The sequence below is a fragment of the Bacillus cereus group sp. MYBK15-3 genome (assembly GCF_051916765.1).
GTDB lineage: Bacteria > Bacillota > Bacilli > Bacillales > Bacillaceae_G > Bacillus_A > Bacillus_A cereus.
Map to the genome: position 1 here is coordinate 225,888 of NZ_JBQAHG010000001.1, position 14,736 is coordinate 240,623.

A 14,736-nucleotide genomic window follows, 5' to 3' on the forward strand; every position below is an offset into this window, starting at 1 on the left:
TTTATAATAAAAGAGGACGTGAATGAACTTGATTAAAATTAATATTCCTGAAGCTGATGTTTCAATTACTGAACGTAAACAAGTTATTAAAGGAGACGAGCCAATCATTACTCCAATTAATGGATTTATCGATTTCCACTTGTTCCCTAGAGATAAAGGCGGCATTTTTATGTTTTACAATATTAATGACGAACTTCTTTTCGTAGGTAAAGCTCGTAAAATTAGACAACGTATTAAGAAGCATTTTGAAGATAATGTTTCACCAATTAAAAATCACCGTGATGAAGTATACCGCATTGATGCATGTATCGTAGAAGATCCAACAGAAAGAGAAATTTACGAAACATATATCATTAATGAATACAAAGCGAAATATAACGTTGATAAAGTATTCTACAAATAATCAACATTAATAAAAAACAATCCTAGCTAATATGCAAGGATTGTTTTTTATTTAGATTTATTCTTCATATCTTTCTCCTTTTTTCAAATGATTAGCAGCAACAAAACAGATTACACCTATAAATATAAGTACAATACCAACCGTTTTATGTTTTCCCTCAAAGAAAGGAATATCTGAAATAACATTTGTCATACATAGTCCTAAAAATACAAGGATAGGGCCCACCCAAAGTAATACATTACCGAATTTTGTGTGCTTCCACATAATAACCCTCCTTAACCCTCTTTACATATATATCCATAAATAAAAAGTAAATTCATAGAGAAATATAGTTTTTTTCATATCGAAAATTTAACCCTCATATATTGGTACAAGCAAAAGAGAAAGGAGACCATCATGAATTGGTTAGAAGCTTTCATACTAGGTATAATTCAAGGTTTAACAGAATTTTTACCAATCAGTAGTACCGGACATCTTTATTTAGGAAGGCATTTGTTCCGATTAGATGAGGCTGGCTTATTTTTAGATACGATGCTGCATATTGGGACTTTACTTGCGGTTTTTATTTATTACAAAAAAGAATTTATATATTTAATTAAAAACCCATTTTCAAAGCTCATGTTATTACTTATCGTTGGGACAATACCCGCAGTTGTAATTGGTTTATTGTTTAAAGATTTCTTTGAAGATATTTCAAAAACAGGAATCACGATCGGTTGGGAGTTTTTAGTGACCGGATTCTTTCTCTACATGGCAGATAAACAAAAGAATGGTCGTAAAAAAATGGATGACATAACATATAAAGACGCATTAATTATCGGTTCATTTCAAGCTGCTGCTATTTTTCCAGCCATTTCCCGTTCTGGAATGACAATTGTCGCTGCATTATGGAGAAAATTAGACCGTGAAACTGCTGCTTACTTTTCTTTTTTACTATCGACACCAGCCATCGTTGGAGCTATCGTTTTGCAATTTGTAGACGTTTTTCAAGGGAAAGCAGAATCTATTTCTAGTACATCTTTAATTGTCGGAACGTTATCAGCAGCCTTTTTTGGATACATAGCCGTTTCATGGATGATTCAATATTTAAAACGTCACTCCTTAAAAGTATTCGCGTATTACGTATGGGGATTAGGTATTTTAATTTTAATGTTGCAATTTACTGATGTATTTTAAGTATAATGGTAAAGAAGTTAATTAGTTTAAGATCCTGTTTCATTCATACAAGGCAGGATCTCTTTTTATTAAGGGGGAAAATATGTTTAATAAGGCTATCGTTATTGGTGGAAGTATGGCAGGAAAGTTTGCAGCAAAAGCATTATCAACTTCTTTTAAAGAAGTAATCATTATAGAAGCTGGTGAAAGATGGGATGGAAAGTCTTCGAGAAAAAGAGTTCCACAAAGTAATCATCCTCACGTGTTATTAAAAGGTGGAGAAAACGCAATTGAAGAATTGTTTCCTAATATTACGAACGAATTAATAGAAGCGGGTAGTATTATAAACAACTTTACGCGTGATTTGAAATGGCATCAATTCGGTCTATGGAAACAACCGTTCATAGGGGAAGTACATATGATTCAACAAAGTCGTCCTTTGCTAGAATGGCATATTCAAAAACGAATACATCAAATTTCAAATATTACTATTAAATATGAAACATTGGTTAAAGGGTTATTGGTAGATGCAAAGCTTAACAAGGTGTGTGGAGTAAAAGTTAAATATTTAGAGACAAACACACAAGAAGAAGTTCATGCGGATCTTGTAGTTGATGCGAGTGGATTTGGCTCAAAAAGTATAGAGTGGCTACGAGAATACGAAATTAAAGTACAAGAAGAGAAAGTTCGTATTGATTTATTTTACGCAACGAAAATGTTCAAACTTAAAGAAAATGAGGAGTTAGACTGTTGTAATATGCTAATGTCTCCTAGTTTCCCTGATAACCCTTATGGCGTTCTTATTCAAACGATAGAAGATAATCGTTATTTTGTTACTTTTAGTGGATACGCAAATGAGAAAGCACCACAAACAGATGATGAGTTTTATGATTTTGCTGAAAATCTATCAATTTCTAATGTTACAGACTTCTTAAATAAGGCTGAGGGAATTACTGATATAAAGACATACAAAATCCCTTATCAAGTACGCCGGCGATTTGATTTAGTGAATAATGTACCAGAAGGATTATTAGTTGTTGGAGATGCGCAATGTCGTTTTGATCCCGTTTTCGGCCAAGGCGTATCAGTTGCTGCTATGGAGGCTCACCAATTGCAATTACTTTTGCAAGATAGAAAACAACTTGATAAAACATTTACACAACAATTTTATAAAAAGGCAGCTACTATAATAGAAACCCCTTGGGATATGACAACAACAGAAATATCACGTCACCCGCAACTAAAGAGAGAATTAACTACAAAACAAAAATTTCAACTATGGTATACGAAGCAAATATATCGACTATCCGCAAGTAATTCTGATGTTTATATTCGGTTAGTACGAGTGATGAATTTAATTCGTAGTCCATTTCATCTCTTTCATCCGAAAGTGCTACTATCTGTATTACTTAATCGAAAGAAATAGCAGGAATATAATTGATTAAAAAAGAATGTATAACAGTTAGTAAATCAAGAAGGAGAATACGGAATGGAAATATACATAGAGCAACTAAAGAAACAAGATGCTAAGGATTTATTTACGTTTGAACTTACAAATAAATCTTTTTTTGAAACAATGGTACCAAATCGTGGCTCGAAATATTTTGAATTTGAATATTTCCAAAAACTACTAGACGATTTATTAATAGAACAGGCAGATGGAGATTCTTATTTTTATTTAATTCGTAATGAAGAAAAAGAAATTGTAGGGCGAATCAATTTAGTAGATATAGATACGGAAACTCGAATTAGTTCGCTCGGGTATCGTGTCGGAGAAAAATTTACTAAAAAAGGAGTTGCAACAGCAGCCGTAAAATTAATTTTAGATGTAGCGAAAAATAATGAAATTACTGAAGTTTATGCTAAAACAACGACTAATAATCTCGCATCACAAATTGTACTAGAAAAAAGCGGATTTTCTTCTTATCAAAACGAATCAGATATAACATCTGTAGAATTAAATGGAGAACATGTGAAGTTTGTACACTATATTTGGAGAAATACTTCACACTTATAATAAGGAGGACTTATTCATGAATGATTTACGTTATCCAATTGGCCAATTTACATACAAACGTCCTATAACTGAAGAAATGATTGATACATGGATTCAAGAAATTGAAGATTTACCTAATGAACTAACAAAGGCAATTAAAGATTTAGATCAGAAGCAGTTAGATACACCATATCGCGTTGGAGGTTGGACTGTACGTCAAGTAGTTCATCACGTCGTTGATAGCCATATGAATAGCTACATACGTTTTAAATTAGCACTGACAGAAAAGAATCCAACTATTAAGCCGTATAAAGAAGAGAAGTGGGCAGAGTTACCCGATTCAAAATTACCGGTAGATGTTTCACTAGTAATGCTAGATTCATTACATAAAAGATGGGTTAATCTTTTATATTCTCTAGAAATTGAAGATTTAGAAAAGACATTTAACCATCCTGAAACTGGTGAAACAAAACTTGCTGTTGCAATAGGACTATATGCATGGCATGGTCGTCACCATACCGCTCATATTACTTCTTTAAGAAAGCGTCTAAATTGGTAACATGGAGATTATATTAGAAAAGGTGACAGAAACTGATGCAGAAGTTATATTTCAAATGCAAATAGACTCATTTAGCTCTTTATTACATAAATATAAAGACTATGAAACAAATCCAGCAAATGAAACTATTGAAAAAACTATTTTTAGAATAAATAATCCCAGCAGTAATTTTTATAAGGTGATAATAGATTCGAAACTTGTTGGAGCGATATGTATATCCGTAAAAGAACTACCTTATAAATTTTGGATTAGTCCAATGTTTATTCATCCAATCTATCAAGGGAAAGGAATTGCTCAGAAGGTACTTATTTTAATTGAAGAAATGTTTCCAGAAGCACGAAGTTTTGAACTTGCTACGATTTTAGAAGAAGAAAGAAATTGTTTTCTATACGAGAAAATGGGTTATAAAAGAACAGAAGTAATAAAGAAATTAAATGATAAAACTACACTTGTTTATTACAAAAAAGAAAGGTAAAGCATTTAAAATACGCTTTACCTTTTTATGTTATTTTAGATTAAATATACAAAAATAATGTATGTTCTTCCAAAATACTCGGGTTAGTAATTTTGAAAATGAATAAAGATACAAAAACCACTACTTTGTCGTAAAGGTTACTAGCGCTTTTTGAATGCTTAAAATACTATCGTCACCTTTAAATTCTTTCATAATTGGTTCCTCCATACTAGACACCCAAATTTTAAGTTCTGCATCTAAATCAAAATGCCCAGCCGTTTCGATGCTATATTGTGTAATACTTTTATAAGGAATAGAATGGTATTCTGTTTTTTTGCCAGTTACTCCTTGTTTATCTACTAATATAAGACGACGATTTGTAAATACGATTAGATCACGAATTAATTTATAAGCATGCTCTACTTTTTCATCGTCTAGCATAATCTTCTCTAAATCACGTTCTACACTTTCAGAACTCGTATTTGATGCATTTCCTAAAATACCGCTAAATAAACCCATATTAAATTCCTCCTTTAATATATGTGGAATGAATTACTTATATTGTAACATGTTACTCACAAAGATATTATCACATTACTTTAGTAGTTTCTGGTTATTGTTGTAATTAGTTTATATAACCTCATCTTAAAATCTTATGCTAATATGAAATTAAGAAAAAAGAAGCAGAGGGATATAGAATGAAGAATATCGGTTTAGTATTAGAGGGCGGAGGAATGAAAGGTTTATATACTGCAGGTGTACTCGAATATTTCATGGAAAAGAACTTATTCTTTCCATATGTAGTCGGCGTATCAGCTGGAGCCTGTATGGGAGCAACCTATTTGTCGCGTCAACAAGGGAGAAATAAGAAAGTAAATACAGAGCTAGTATCAGATTACAGGTATATATCTTATCGAAATTTAATTCGAAAACGTGAATTATTTGGAATGGACTTTTTATTTGATGAAGTACCTAATAAAATTGTTCCATTTGATTTTCAAACTTTCTTAAACTGTAATGAACAATTTGTTATAGGGACGACTGATTGCGAATCAGGACAAGCTGTTTATTATAATAAAACAGAACATGGAAATGATATTTTAAAAATCATCCGTGCATCCAGCTCTGTGCCGTTTATAGCACCTGCTGTAGAATATGATAATCGAAAATTACTAGATGGAGGAATTATAGATCCTATACCAGTTTTAAAAGCTCAAACTGATGGTTATGAAAAGAACGTTGTAATTATGACAAAGCCAGAAGGATACGAGAAGCAGCGAAATAAATTTTCTGGTCTAGCTAAAATTCTATATAGAAAATATCCGAAAATCGCAGAGAATTTAGTAGACCATTATCGTTTTTATAACGAGACGATATCTTATATGAATCAAGAAGAACAAAAAGATAATTTTTATGTAATTCAACCAAGTGTACAGCTTCCTATAAGCGGAATAGAAAGAAATAAGGAAAAGCTCGTTAATTTATATAATCTTGGGTATATCGATGCTCAATATCATTATGAAAACTTATTAAATTGGCTAGAGAAATAAAGGGGTGGTAGGTAAAAAGGTTATTTTTAATGAATTGCAGAACACGCCTAGTCCACTGTATAAACCGTTTCCGAATTGTGACATTCGAAAAATAAGAAAAGATTTTAATAATACGTTTACAGAAGATGATTGTATAAGCGCTGATTTAAATTATTATTGGATGCATACAGCAGGTACTTTAAGTTACGTGCTTAATAATAATGAACAGGAGATTGTGTTTAATCAAATTAAGTGGCTAAGAAAATCGTTTTTTGAGTGGTTTCCGCAATATCGTTTTCTAGAAACAGAGATTATGAATTATCCCATTTTATATAGAGATTTCATGAATTATGAAAAGACCCGTAAGCTATTACTTTATTATCTTACTGAACAAAAAACGTACAAGTGATGCTGCTTGTACGTTTTTTGTTCATAAAATATACAATATTAACACCTTGTCCATGTAGGTATTTTAACGAGAAAAAAGAAGTACATATAGAATATGTAAGAGGGAGGAGATAGAAGCTTGTTAGCTGTTTTCCTTTCAATTCATGTCCAACTCAAATATTTCAAGTAAAATTCGCTTCTAAATGGTATTATCAAATATCAAGAAAACTAATTTAGAAACGAAGAAGGGACAGGTTTAATATGGAAAACGTATCAAATGTAGATAAAGTAGAATCTATACAGTCTTTACAGTCAACAATCCGTAAACTTGAAAATGCGCTATCTCAGATGACTCAAAAAGGTGCAAATACTACATTAGTGAAAAAAAGACTCAAAGCAGCTAGTGTCGGCTTAGCTATGTTAGAAAGTGTTTGGAAGCAAGAAACTCATCATTATACTCAGGAAGATTTAGCAGAAGCTCGTAATGTTCTAATTGGTTTGCTTCCATCAATTGAAAAGATTTACGTTAAGTCAAAGCTTGGGAGTCCTCAAAGAACGCTTTTAGAAAGAAGAATAAAATCATTAGAACTTTCTATTCAGGCAATTGATTATTTTTCTAATAAATAACTTCGCTAAACAAATAACTTACGACTACTTTTATATAGGGATTCTAATGAAAAAAACTACATATAGAATACTACAAAGGATGAAGAGAGGTGACTACAATAATCAGTCCTAAGTTAGAGAAGCTTAAAAATCAATTAAAGAATGGAAACGAAAAAGCTCTTTATACTTTTTTGCATGAAATAAAGTCAAATCACACGCCACTAATAGAACAATGCCCTGCAGATAATCAGTATAAGCTTATAACGTATATATGGTTAGGGGATCAAAACACTGAAAACGTTTATGTATTCGGTAGTTTTCCTGGTTGGGATTTGTCTGTAAATCAATTACAACGATTGTTACAGACAGATATTTGGTATGTAACGTTTAGGACGGATAAGAGTTTTATTTCAACGTACTATTTTTCAGTAAACGATGTTTTCGAAAATGATTGGATAAAGCGTAGTGAACAGTACGAAATAGACCAATATAGCAGTCGTTTTCCTTCAAATGATTATCCATCCGGAAAGATTGAAACATATTCTTTTTATAGTTCGATTTTAAATAACACACGCAAAATTCATATTTATACGCCTCATGATTATTCTCACACTTCACATCTTCAAGAACTTCTCATTGTATTTGATGGGAATTCATTCATTAATGACCTTTCAATCACAAAAACACTTAATTATTTAATTTACGAAAAAGAAATCCCATCGTGTATTGCTGTTGCTATAGATCCTGTCGATCGATTAGAAGAGCTAACTTATAACGATAAAATGAATGCATTTTTAACGAAGGAATTACTTCCGTGGATTCAAGCTAAGTATCACGTTTATCAAGAAAAGAATCATACAACAATTGCTGGTTTCAGTCTTGGTGGCTTAGCAGCTTTTTATGCAGCACTTCAAAATCCACATATTTTCGGAAATGTGTTGTCACTGTCTGGATCCGTACATTGGAAAAAGGATAATTATGAAAATACAATTCCTTGGATTGAAAATCAAATTTCATTAATATATTCTAATGCGACTCATCTACATTCTTACATAGCAGTAGGTGAACTCGAAAACGAACCTCTTTTAACGGCTAATAGACGGCTATATAAAGCTTTAGAAGAAATGAAACGCCAAACCCACTTACGAAGAGTTTCAAGGCGGACATGATAGCGTATGGTGGCGAGAAAAGCTATTCGATGGATTAAGGGCATTAGAATTTACAAAAACGACATTAGAAAATAAAAAGGAGAGGGAATCTATGAATCAAGAAGAACTAGATAAAAAACTAAAAAAACAAGAGATTTTAGTAAAAGATGAGAAAGTTTGGTCTTATACGTATGAGGATCATATTAGTTCTATCGTTAAACAAGCAGAACAGAAAGGAGCTTTTGATAATTTACCTGGTAAAGGGAAACCTCTTAATCTTGATAAAGATCTTTCTTACAATCCTGAAAAGCAACTTTATAGAACTTTAGCAAATAATCATGTTTTACCTAGGTGGATTGAGCTTTCAAAAGAAATTGATGATTTAAAAGAAAAACTAAAAGAAAATACAAATACTGCAGAAGCAGCGGACTTAATTCGAACTATTAATAAAAAGGTTTTAGAACATAATTTACTTTGTCCACCAAGCGCGCAAAAAATGAGGGTGAAAATGGATTTTTAACGATTTTCAATTAAGCTATCGCTTACTGTATAATTAAGTTAGGCATTTTCAATTCATTACTAAAGGGAGGCAAATGTAGTGAAGAATATGTATCAACTTCAAATTCCGAAAGAACTAGAACAGTATCGTAGTATTTTAGAAGAAAGTGTGAAACCGTATGTTAAAGTGTCTGGAACATTAGCTGAAACAACGCTTTTTGAAAGTAAGTTTGGTGGTTATCCGTATTTACCTATAGATCAAGAGCATCCTAAAGACTCAAACGGACAACCTATGATGCTACTTGCGCAGTTAAACCTTGAAGAAATACCTAACGTTGAACATATGCCTCAACATGGAATGTTACAGTTTTTCATAAGTGCTGAAGAAGATCTTTTTGGAGCAGATTTTGATCATCCCACAAGCCAAAAAGACTTTCGAATTGTTTATCATTCTACAATCACAGCGGATTTAACTAAGGTGATTACTGATTTTAGTTTTTTAAACACTTTAGATTTAGAGAATTTTATCATACCCGAAGCAGCAAAACTAAAGTTTGAATTGGCACATCAACCAGTAACACCAAGAGATTATCGATTTGAAATGATTTTTAGTGATAACATTGATTGGGAAGAAATTGTTGATGAAGAAAATAATACAGAATTAGGCGAACTGTATGATGATTTATGTAAAGATCAAGGACATAAAATTGGTGGATATCCATTTTTCACACAGACAGATCCGAGAGAATGGGAAGAAAAATACCAGCAACATGACATATTATTGCTGCAAATCGATACAGACGATTCGTTAAATATTATGTGGGGCGATTCTGGGGTTGCTAATTTCTTTATACGTAAGGAAGAGCTGTTAAATCTAGATTTTTCCAATGTCATTTACAATTGGGATTGTTACTAGAGGATATAAATAAAATAATAGCAAACAAAAAATCTTCCTGAAGGCGAGGAGGATTTTTTTATGTTAAAAATAAGCGTTATGTTAACTAGAATAAAAACAATGAGTGTAATGAAAGTCAAGCCTAAATAACAGAAATAACAACAAATAATGTAAAGTTGTAAAACATGTGCAAATAGCAATAAATTCATTAAGTAAAACATAAAATAAAATTACTAATTTATATTTTGTATAGAAATAATTTTTCTGTATAAAAATTTCTTACCAATCAAAAATGTTTTTAATTCGTTAAATCTTAAGTGATTATTGATTAAGATTTGCTATGATGAATTTATAACAAATAAAAACGATAAAAACTGAAGAAATTTGTTTAGATAAGATTTCATGTGAATCTCACTAAAAATCTCTGTTTCGTCTCATTAAGTATAGTTTACTTGGGTTTTGATACCTGATATTGCTTTGTTTCTATAACTGCCTATAATATATATTATGTTAACTGTAAAAAAGTAATAAACTTACTAAGTTTCAGTTGTGTTTATTATGATCCCCTTTTCCACCGAATTAGTAATGTGTGATTGGTTATGTATTTATTCGCTTTATTAGCTATTGATAATAATATTTTCGGATATAAATTAGATTTTAAATAATAAAAATACAATTCGTTTAATCTGTTCATTTTAAACGAATTGTATTATGATGACGAATATTTTTTTATAACTAGTTTGCTACAGCGATTGCTTCGATTTCAATTAATAAGTTATCGTTAATTAACTTTCTAACTTCTACAGCTGAACTTGCTGGTGGATTATTAGTGTCAATGTATTGATCTCGAATATTTCTCACAATGGCCATTTGAGAAATATCTGTTAAGAAAAATGTTAATTTGACTACATCATTAAATTTTAATTCCGAAGTTTCCAATGCACTTTTAATATTTTCGAATACTTGTCGCTTTTGTGTAGCTAAATCGTCAATTCCAACTATTTGACCGTCAGTGTTAATCGCTACTTGTCCAGATATGTAAATTGTTCGTTTAGCGTTTGTAACTTCGACTACATGCGAGTATCCAAAAGTTGGTTGCATCGTTTCTGGATTGATAAATTTCTTTTGCAAGGCTCTTCTCCCCTTTAAACATTTCATTTTCTTAATGTTAGGTTTTGATTTCAGATTATCCTCTATTTACTAATAATTATTTATCGATTTAGCTGCTACATTTGTAAAAGTGTATTAGCACTTTAATTTAAAGTTATTAATGGATTATGTACGTTTGATTTTTTTGTGCTTGTTATAATTACACCTTGTTTTATTAATTCTTCAGTTACTTTTGTATAGAAAAAGTGATACCACCAGATAAAAAACTCTTCATAAGTAATTTCTTTTGAGTATCTGCTGCTGGCAAAGTATTCTTTTAAAGATTTATCGTTTTCATTAAACAATAAGACTAAATCTTTACTGATCCAAGATGAAGCATTACAAGTAAATATTGAAGTTTCGTTCCTTTTATTTTTATAGATGGCGAATTATCTCCAGAGAAAATCATTTTAGCTTCATAAGCTGTATGTAATATATTCTCCGGAATATTATTAGTAAACACTTCATAACCCCTCCCTTACTAGTAAATTCATTGTAAGATTTATGTATTTACTAACTTCTATAAACGAAAATAAGTATCCTCTAATAATCTCAAATTAAAAACCTTAGCATAGATATACTAAGGTTTTTTGTATTTTTATAATGAATGAATTCTTTCATAGTCTTTTTTAAATTGATTATCATTTTTTAACCAACTTTTAAAAGTTGGTTCCTTTATTTCTAAAATTGAACAAGTTTTAGCGATACATTTATTTTTCATATATTCCTTAAGGAAATTTTGTTTTCTCTGCTTAACAGCAGATTGGGTTCTTTTTAGGTTTCGATCTTTTAATTGATCTAGACTTAGACTTTCTTTCTGAAATTCTTCATATTTTCTATGCAAATAAATATCTTTGTCTTTATAAATCCAATTTGAAAATAGTTGTATTGATTTTCTCCCGGTTAAAATGACGCGATAATGTTTATTTTGATTTAGTAAATCGGCTGGTAAATTGTGATTTTGTAGTACCTGATTTAAAGAATTCATAAAGCTATATGATCCTCCTACAAAGCTTACTGTATACGTTTCATACTTGACGTAACCATCCCCATCAAAATATCCACGAACAAAATGATGTAAATATTCTTCAGGCACGAATGGAAATTTAATATTTAATGATTTACATGGCATGATTCCATGTATGTTCATAAGGTCGTCTTTTATTGTTTTGCTATTAATGTTTAGCATATATACGTCTGTTTTTTTGTTTTGATAAAGTGGCTGGTTGGTGTTTAATTCTTTTTTTATATCTTCTAAAATATAACTTTCTTTTTGTGATATACTGACGCATTGATTTTCTTTTTGTATAACGCCGTCAGCTGCTATAAATCCTAAAATATAAGCCATATTATTTGACCAAGTTTTAAAATAATTTTCTTTTATGTCATACTTTCTCTTCCAACTCCCTATAGCGCGCCTTGGGACGTTGCTGTCTGATAAAACCATACGAATATACCTTGCAGACACATTAGCAAGCATAGCGATTTCTGAGGTGCTCTTCCCTTCAGTATACAAATGCATGATTTCAGATTTTGATAGTTTACATTTTGATTTCTTTTTTCGCTCTATGTGCACTTACATCCTCTCCTTCCTTTCTTTTATTAGAGACATATTTTCTTCTATAACATACAATGAAACATATGTTCTTTGTTGCGTATAAGAAGGAATTTACTAAATAAAAACAATTTACATGTACTTAATATTTGTCTTAGCTGCTGCTATGCGATTTGTACTTTATAGATACAAATAATGAATTTGACGGATTTATGAAATAGAAGGCATTTTAGATGAAAGGTAAAATAATATAGTTTAAACTACAAATAGCTACAATAACAACATACGTAAATTGTTAATCGTAAAAAGGAGAACGAATGAATAAGAAATATACAAATCAAATTCATACTGATATGAGTTTTAAACCGAAAGATATTATAAGTTTAATGACGGATTACTTTAAAATAAAATCAAAGCTGCGTCCTATAAAGGATTTGCCTGTTGTTTTATCAAATAAAGATAATGAAGCGTTAGAGAGTGTTACATGGTTTGGCCATTCTGCTTCTCTTTTGAAAATAGAAGGTAAAAAACTGTTATTAGACCCGATGTTTGGAGATGCCTCTTCCCCATTTCCCTTGTTTAATAGTAAGCGTTATAGTGGTGCTTTTTCTTTAGAACGTGATGACCTTCAAGAAATTGATGCGATTATCATTTCTCATAATCACTATGATCATTTGAATTACAAAAGTATTATGCAGTTAAAAAATCGCGCAAAACACTTTTATGTTCCAACTGGAGTTGCACAATATCTTATTAAATGGGGTGTTTCACCTAGTAAAATTAGTGAGCATAATTGGTGGGACGAAATTACGTTTGATAATATTAAGTTAGTATGTGCGCCTGCAAGGCATTTCTCTGGACGTGGTATGACAGATAGAGATCGTTCATTTTGGTGTTCATGGCTTATTCTTGGTCAAGAGACTAAAATTTTCTTTAGTGGTGATAGCGGTTATGCCCCTCACTTTAAGGAAATTGGTGATAAATACGGTCCATTCGATCTTACATTAATGGAATGCGGGCAATATGATCCGAGGTGGTCTGCTATTCATATGTTGCCTGAAGAAACGGTACAAGCTCATATTGATGTTAAAGGAGAATTACTTCTTCCGATTCATTGGGGTGCTTTTACGTTAGCATTACATGAATGGAGTGACCCGATAGAACGTGTTACGAAAGAAGCTAACCGTTTAGGAGTTAAAATTACAACGCCACAAATTGGCGAATCTATTACGTTAAAATCTACAGACTATCCTTTATCCGCTTGGTGGAAGGAAATTTAATTTTAAAATATAAAAAGAACGAATCCTCTTATAAAGAATTCGCTCTTTTTTCTGTATTTAAACTTATTTCACTATATTGGATCTCCCACTATCTAATACTCTATTTGCTGGTACACTGGACATTTCAACCACTGTATTCATACTCTTATCAGTCAGTTCAATGAGTTCGTTTTCATGTTTTATTTTATTTAAATCCCACACCATCCCATGAAATTCATTATGTTGACCACTTACCTGTATAATGCTTTTTGTTTTATTTGAAGGCTGTATTTGAAGGTTTGTAAATTGATTCCCACTAATTTCATTTGGTGTAGTTACTTGACTATCCATATAAATCATATTTACACAGTCTTCTAAAGAAAAGTTCATAAAACGATTGGCATTTATCCAAGCTTGTCCGGTGCTCGGTTTTTTCGCTACTAATTTCAGTCCAGTTTCCATTCCTACAACTTTAATATTTTCGAAGTTAACAAACGAAATTTCATTTTCTTTTCCAGCAGAGTATAAAGAAATTCCGGTACCTTTATTCGTTTCCGTCCAATTGATAATATTTATATCTTTTATTTGTGTTTTGTTCCAAGTGTTATAATATTTATTTTTACCGTCTAAATAAATAACTTCAGAGTTAAATTTAGGATCGTCAATAGCTATATACGCTCCTTCAATGGATGCGTTTTTCTCTAGTTCTAAAACTCTAAAGTTTCCCTCAACTACAAATTGGGATCCGTAACCAAATAATAATTTCACACCTTTTTTAACAATGATTGGTGACGTAATTTTATACTTTTTATCATCAAGCAATACAGTTTTAATTTTACTAGACTCTGCTTTATTAATAGCAGATTGTATTTTTATTGAATCATTTTCCCCTTTAAAGTTTTCTACATACAAGTTAGTACTTTTAGCTGCATAGTCTTTTTTGTTGTATTGATAAAAAGCAAAAATAATTAAAACTATACCCATGAGTAAAACAATTATTTTCTTCATCGTACTCACCCCATATCTATTAATCTATGGCTTTTATATTCAGGTTATTATTATTTTGCTTTGTATTTCAGATTACCATTTCTGCTTTGTCTATGAATTATATTATGTAGGAATTAGTAAACTGTTTGCTTTACT

General features: G+C 31.1%; 19 protein-coding genes and 1 pseudogene. 13 read left to right on the forward strand and 7 right to left on the reverse strand.

All coding sequences use genetic code 11. The features are described from left to right. Window positions 1–22: 22 nt before the first annotated feature. On the forward strand, window positions 23–403 hold the full coding sequence (locus tag ACTFR8_RS01235) for a nucleotide excision repair endonuclease (protein WP_001048941.1): 381 nt from the start codon (window positions 23–25) through the stop codon (window positions 401–403). Window positions 404–460: 57 nt separating this feature from the next. On the opposite strand, the gene ACTFR8_RS01240 is transcribed toward ACTFR8_RS01235, so the two are convergent. Next, a complete protein-coding gene (locus ACTFR8_RS01240; protein WP_000265477.1) occupies window positions 461–667 on the reverse strand; it encodes a hypothetical protein in 207 nt (68 codons plus the stop codon). 132 nt (window positions 668–799) lie between these two features. Between ACTFR8_RS01240 and ACTFR8_RS01245 the strand changes: the two genes are divergently transcribed. The 5 genes from ACTFR8_RS01245 (at window position 800) to ACTFR8_RS01265 (ending at window position 4,588) form a co-directional block, all read left to right on the forward strand. Further along, window positions 800–1,579, forward strand: coding sequence for an undecaprenyl-diphosphate phosphatase (locus ACTFR8_RS01245; RefSeq protein WP_030025776.1), 780 nt, complete (start codon window positions 800–802; stop codon window positions 1,577–1,579). A gap of 82 nt (window positions 1,580–1,661) precedes the next feature. Then, entirely contained in the window at window positions 1,662–2,984 is a 1,323-nt protein-coding gene (locus ACTFR8_RS01250; RefSeq protein ID WP_000482051.1) for an FAD-dependent oxidoreductase, read from the forward strand. Window positions 2,985–3,047: 63 nt separating this feature from the next. Continuing rightward, window positions 3,048–3,575 carry a GNAT family N-acetyltransferase gene (locus ACTFR8_RS01255; protein ID WP_000409244.1) on the forward strand — a complete coding sequence of 176 codons (528 nt, stop codon included), beginning with the start codon at window positions 3,048–3,050 and terminating at the stop codon, window positions 3,573–3,575. A gap of 16 nt (window positions 3,576–3,591) precedes the next feature. Then, entirely contained in the window at window positions 3,592–4,113 is a 522-nt protein-coding gene (locus tag ACTFR8_RS01260; protein WP_000999070.1) for a YfiT family bacillithiol transferase, read from the forward strand. Window position 4,114: 1 nt separating this feature from the next. Then, window positions 4,115–4,588 carry a GNAT family N-acetyltransferase gene (locus ACTFR8_RS01265; protein ID WP_100619955.1) on the forward strand — a complete coding sequence of 158 codons (474 nt, stop codon included), beginning with the start codon at window positions 4,115–4,117 and terminating at the stop codon, window positions 4,586–4,588. A gap of 120 nt (window positions 4,589–4,708) precedes the next feature. Here ACTFR8_RS01265 and ACTFR8_RS01270 read toward each other — a convergent pair whose 3' ends face one another. Then, window positions 4,709–5,086 carry a PH domain-containing protein gene (locus ACTFR8_RS01270; RefSeq protein WP_100619954.1) on the reverse strand — a complete coding sequence of 126 codons (378 nt, stop codon included), beginning with the start codon at window positions 5,084–5,086 and terminating at the stop codon, window positions 4,709–4,711. A 179-nt stretch (window positions 5,087–5,265) separates the two neighbouring features. On the opposite strand from ACTFR8_RS01270, the gene ACTFR8_RS01275 reads away from it, so the two are divergent. The 6 genes from ACTFR8_RS01275 to ACTFR8_RS01300 all read left to right on the forward strand — a co-directional run bounded on the left by ACTFR8_RS01275 (window position 5,266) and on the right by ACTFR8_RS01300 (window position 9,651). After that, on the forward strand, window positions 5,266–6,117 hold the full coding sequence (locus ACTFR8_RS01275; RefSeq protein ID WP_000789291.1) for a patatin-like phospholipase family protein: 852 nt from the start codon (window positions 5,266–5,268) through the stop codon (window positions 6,115–6,117). 4 nt (window positions 6,118–6,121) lie between these two features. Beyond that, complete coding sequence (locus ACTFR8_RS01280; RefSeq protein ID WP_098382447.1) at window positions 6,122–6,505, forward strand: YxiJ-like family protein; 384 nt, start codon at window positions 6,122–6,124, stop codon at window positions 6,503–6,505. Window positions 6,506–6,744: 239 nt separating this feature from the next. Next, entirely contained in the window at window positions 6,745–7,110 is a 366-nt protein-coding gene (locus ACTFR8_RS01285; RefSeq protein WP_144608020.1) for a hypothetical protein, read from the forward strand. Between the two features lie 170 nt (window positions 7,111–7,280). Continuing rightward, window positions 7,281–8,258 (forward strand): alpha/beta hydrolase-fold protein, encoded by a 978-nt coding sequence (locus tag ACTFR8_RS01290; RefSeq protein WP_081338728.1) that lies wholly within the window; start codon window positions 7,281–7,283, stop codon window positions 8,256–8,258. A gap of 91 nt (window positions 8,259–8,349) precedes the next feature. After that, entirely contained in the window at window positions 8,350–8,757 is a 408-nt protein-coding gene (locus tag ACTFR8_RS01295; RefSeq protein WP_001987779.1) for a J-domain-containing protein, read from the forward strand. A gap of 78 nt (window positions 8,758–8,835) precedes the next feature. Further along, the gene (locus ACTFR8_RS01300) at window positions 8,836–9,651 is read left to right on the forward strand and encodes a YwqG family protein (protein WP_144608022.1); all 816 of its coding nucleotides are present in this window, start codon (window positions 8,836–8,838) and stop codon (window positions 9,649–9,651) included. A gap of 714 nt (window positions 9,652–10,365) precedes the next feature. Here ACTFR8_RS01300 and ACTFR8_RS01305 read toward each other — a convergent pair. The 4 genes and pseudogenes from ACTFR8_RS01305 to ACTFR8_RS01320 all read right to left on the reverse strand — a co-directional run bounded on the left by ACTFR8_RS01305 (window position 10,366) and on the right by ACTFR8_RS01320 (window position 12,355). Continuing rightward, window positions 10,366–10,761 carry a RidA family protein gene (locus tag ACTFR8_RS01305; RefSeq protein WP_119781745.1) on the reverse strand — a complete coding sequence of 132 codons (396 nt, stop codon included), beginning with the start codon at window positions 10,759–10,761 and terminating at the stop codon, window positions 10,366–10,368. Window positions 10,762–10,897: 136 nt separating this feature from the next. Then, a pseudogene (locus ACTFR8_RS01310) lies at window positions 10,898–11,105 on the reverse strand (hypothetical protein); the annotation flags it as partial. Next, window positions 11,090–11,242 (reverse strand): hypothetical protein, encoded by a 153-nt coding sequence (locus ACTFR8_RS01315; protein ID WP_002005131.1) that lies wholly within the window; start codon window positions 11,240–11,242, stop codon window positions 11,090–11,092. The pseudogene ACTFR8_RS01310 and the gene ACTFR8_RS01315, both read right to left, overlap by 16 nt. A gap of 135 nt (window positions 11,243–11,377) precedes the next feature. After that, window positions 11,378–12,355 (reverse strand): LAGLIDADG family homing endonuclease, encoded by a 978-nt coding sequence (locus tag ACTFR8_RS01320; RefSeq protein ID WP_000546832.1) that lies wholly within the window; start codon window positions 12,353–12,355, stop codon window positions 11,378–11,380. 296 nt (window positions 12,356–12,651) lie between these two features. Between ACTFR8_RS01320 and ACTFR8_RS01325 the strand changes: the two genes are divergently transcribed. Then, window positions 12,652–13,614 carry an MBL fold metallo-hydrolase gene (locus ACTFR8_RS01325; RefSeq protein ID WP_252210014.1) on the forward strand — a complete coding sequence of 321 codons (963 nt, stop codon included), beginning with the start codon at window positions 12,652–12,654 and terminating at the stop codon, window positions 13,612–13,614. A 63-nt stretch (window positions 13,615–13,677) separates the two neighbouring features. Here ACTFR8_RS01325 and ACTFR8_RS01330 read toward each other — a convergent pair whose 3' ends face one another. Next, a complete protein-coding gene (locus ACTFR8_RS01330; protein ID WP_000721087.1) occupies window positions 13,678–14,601 on the reverse strand; it encodes a hypothetical protein in 924 nt (307 codons plus the stop codon). Window positions 14,602–14,736 lie beyond the last annotated feature (135 nt).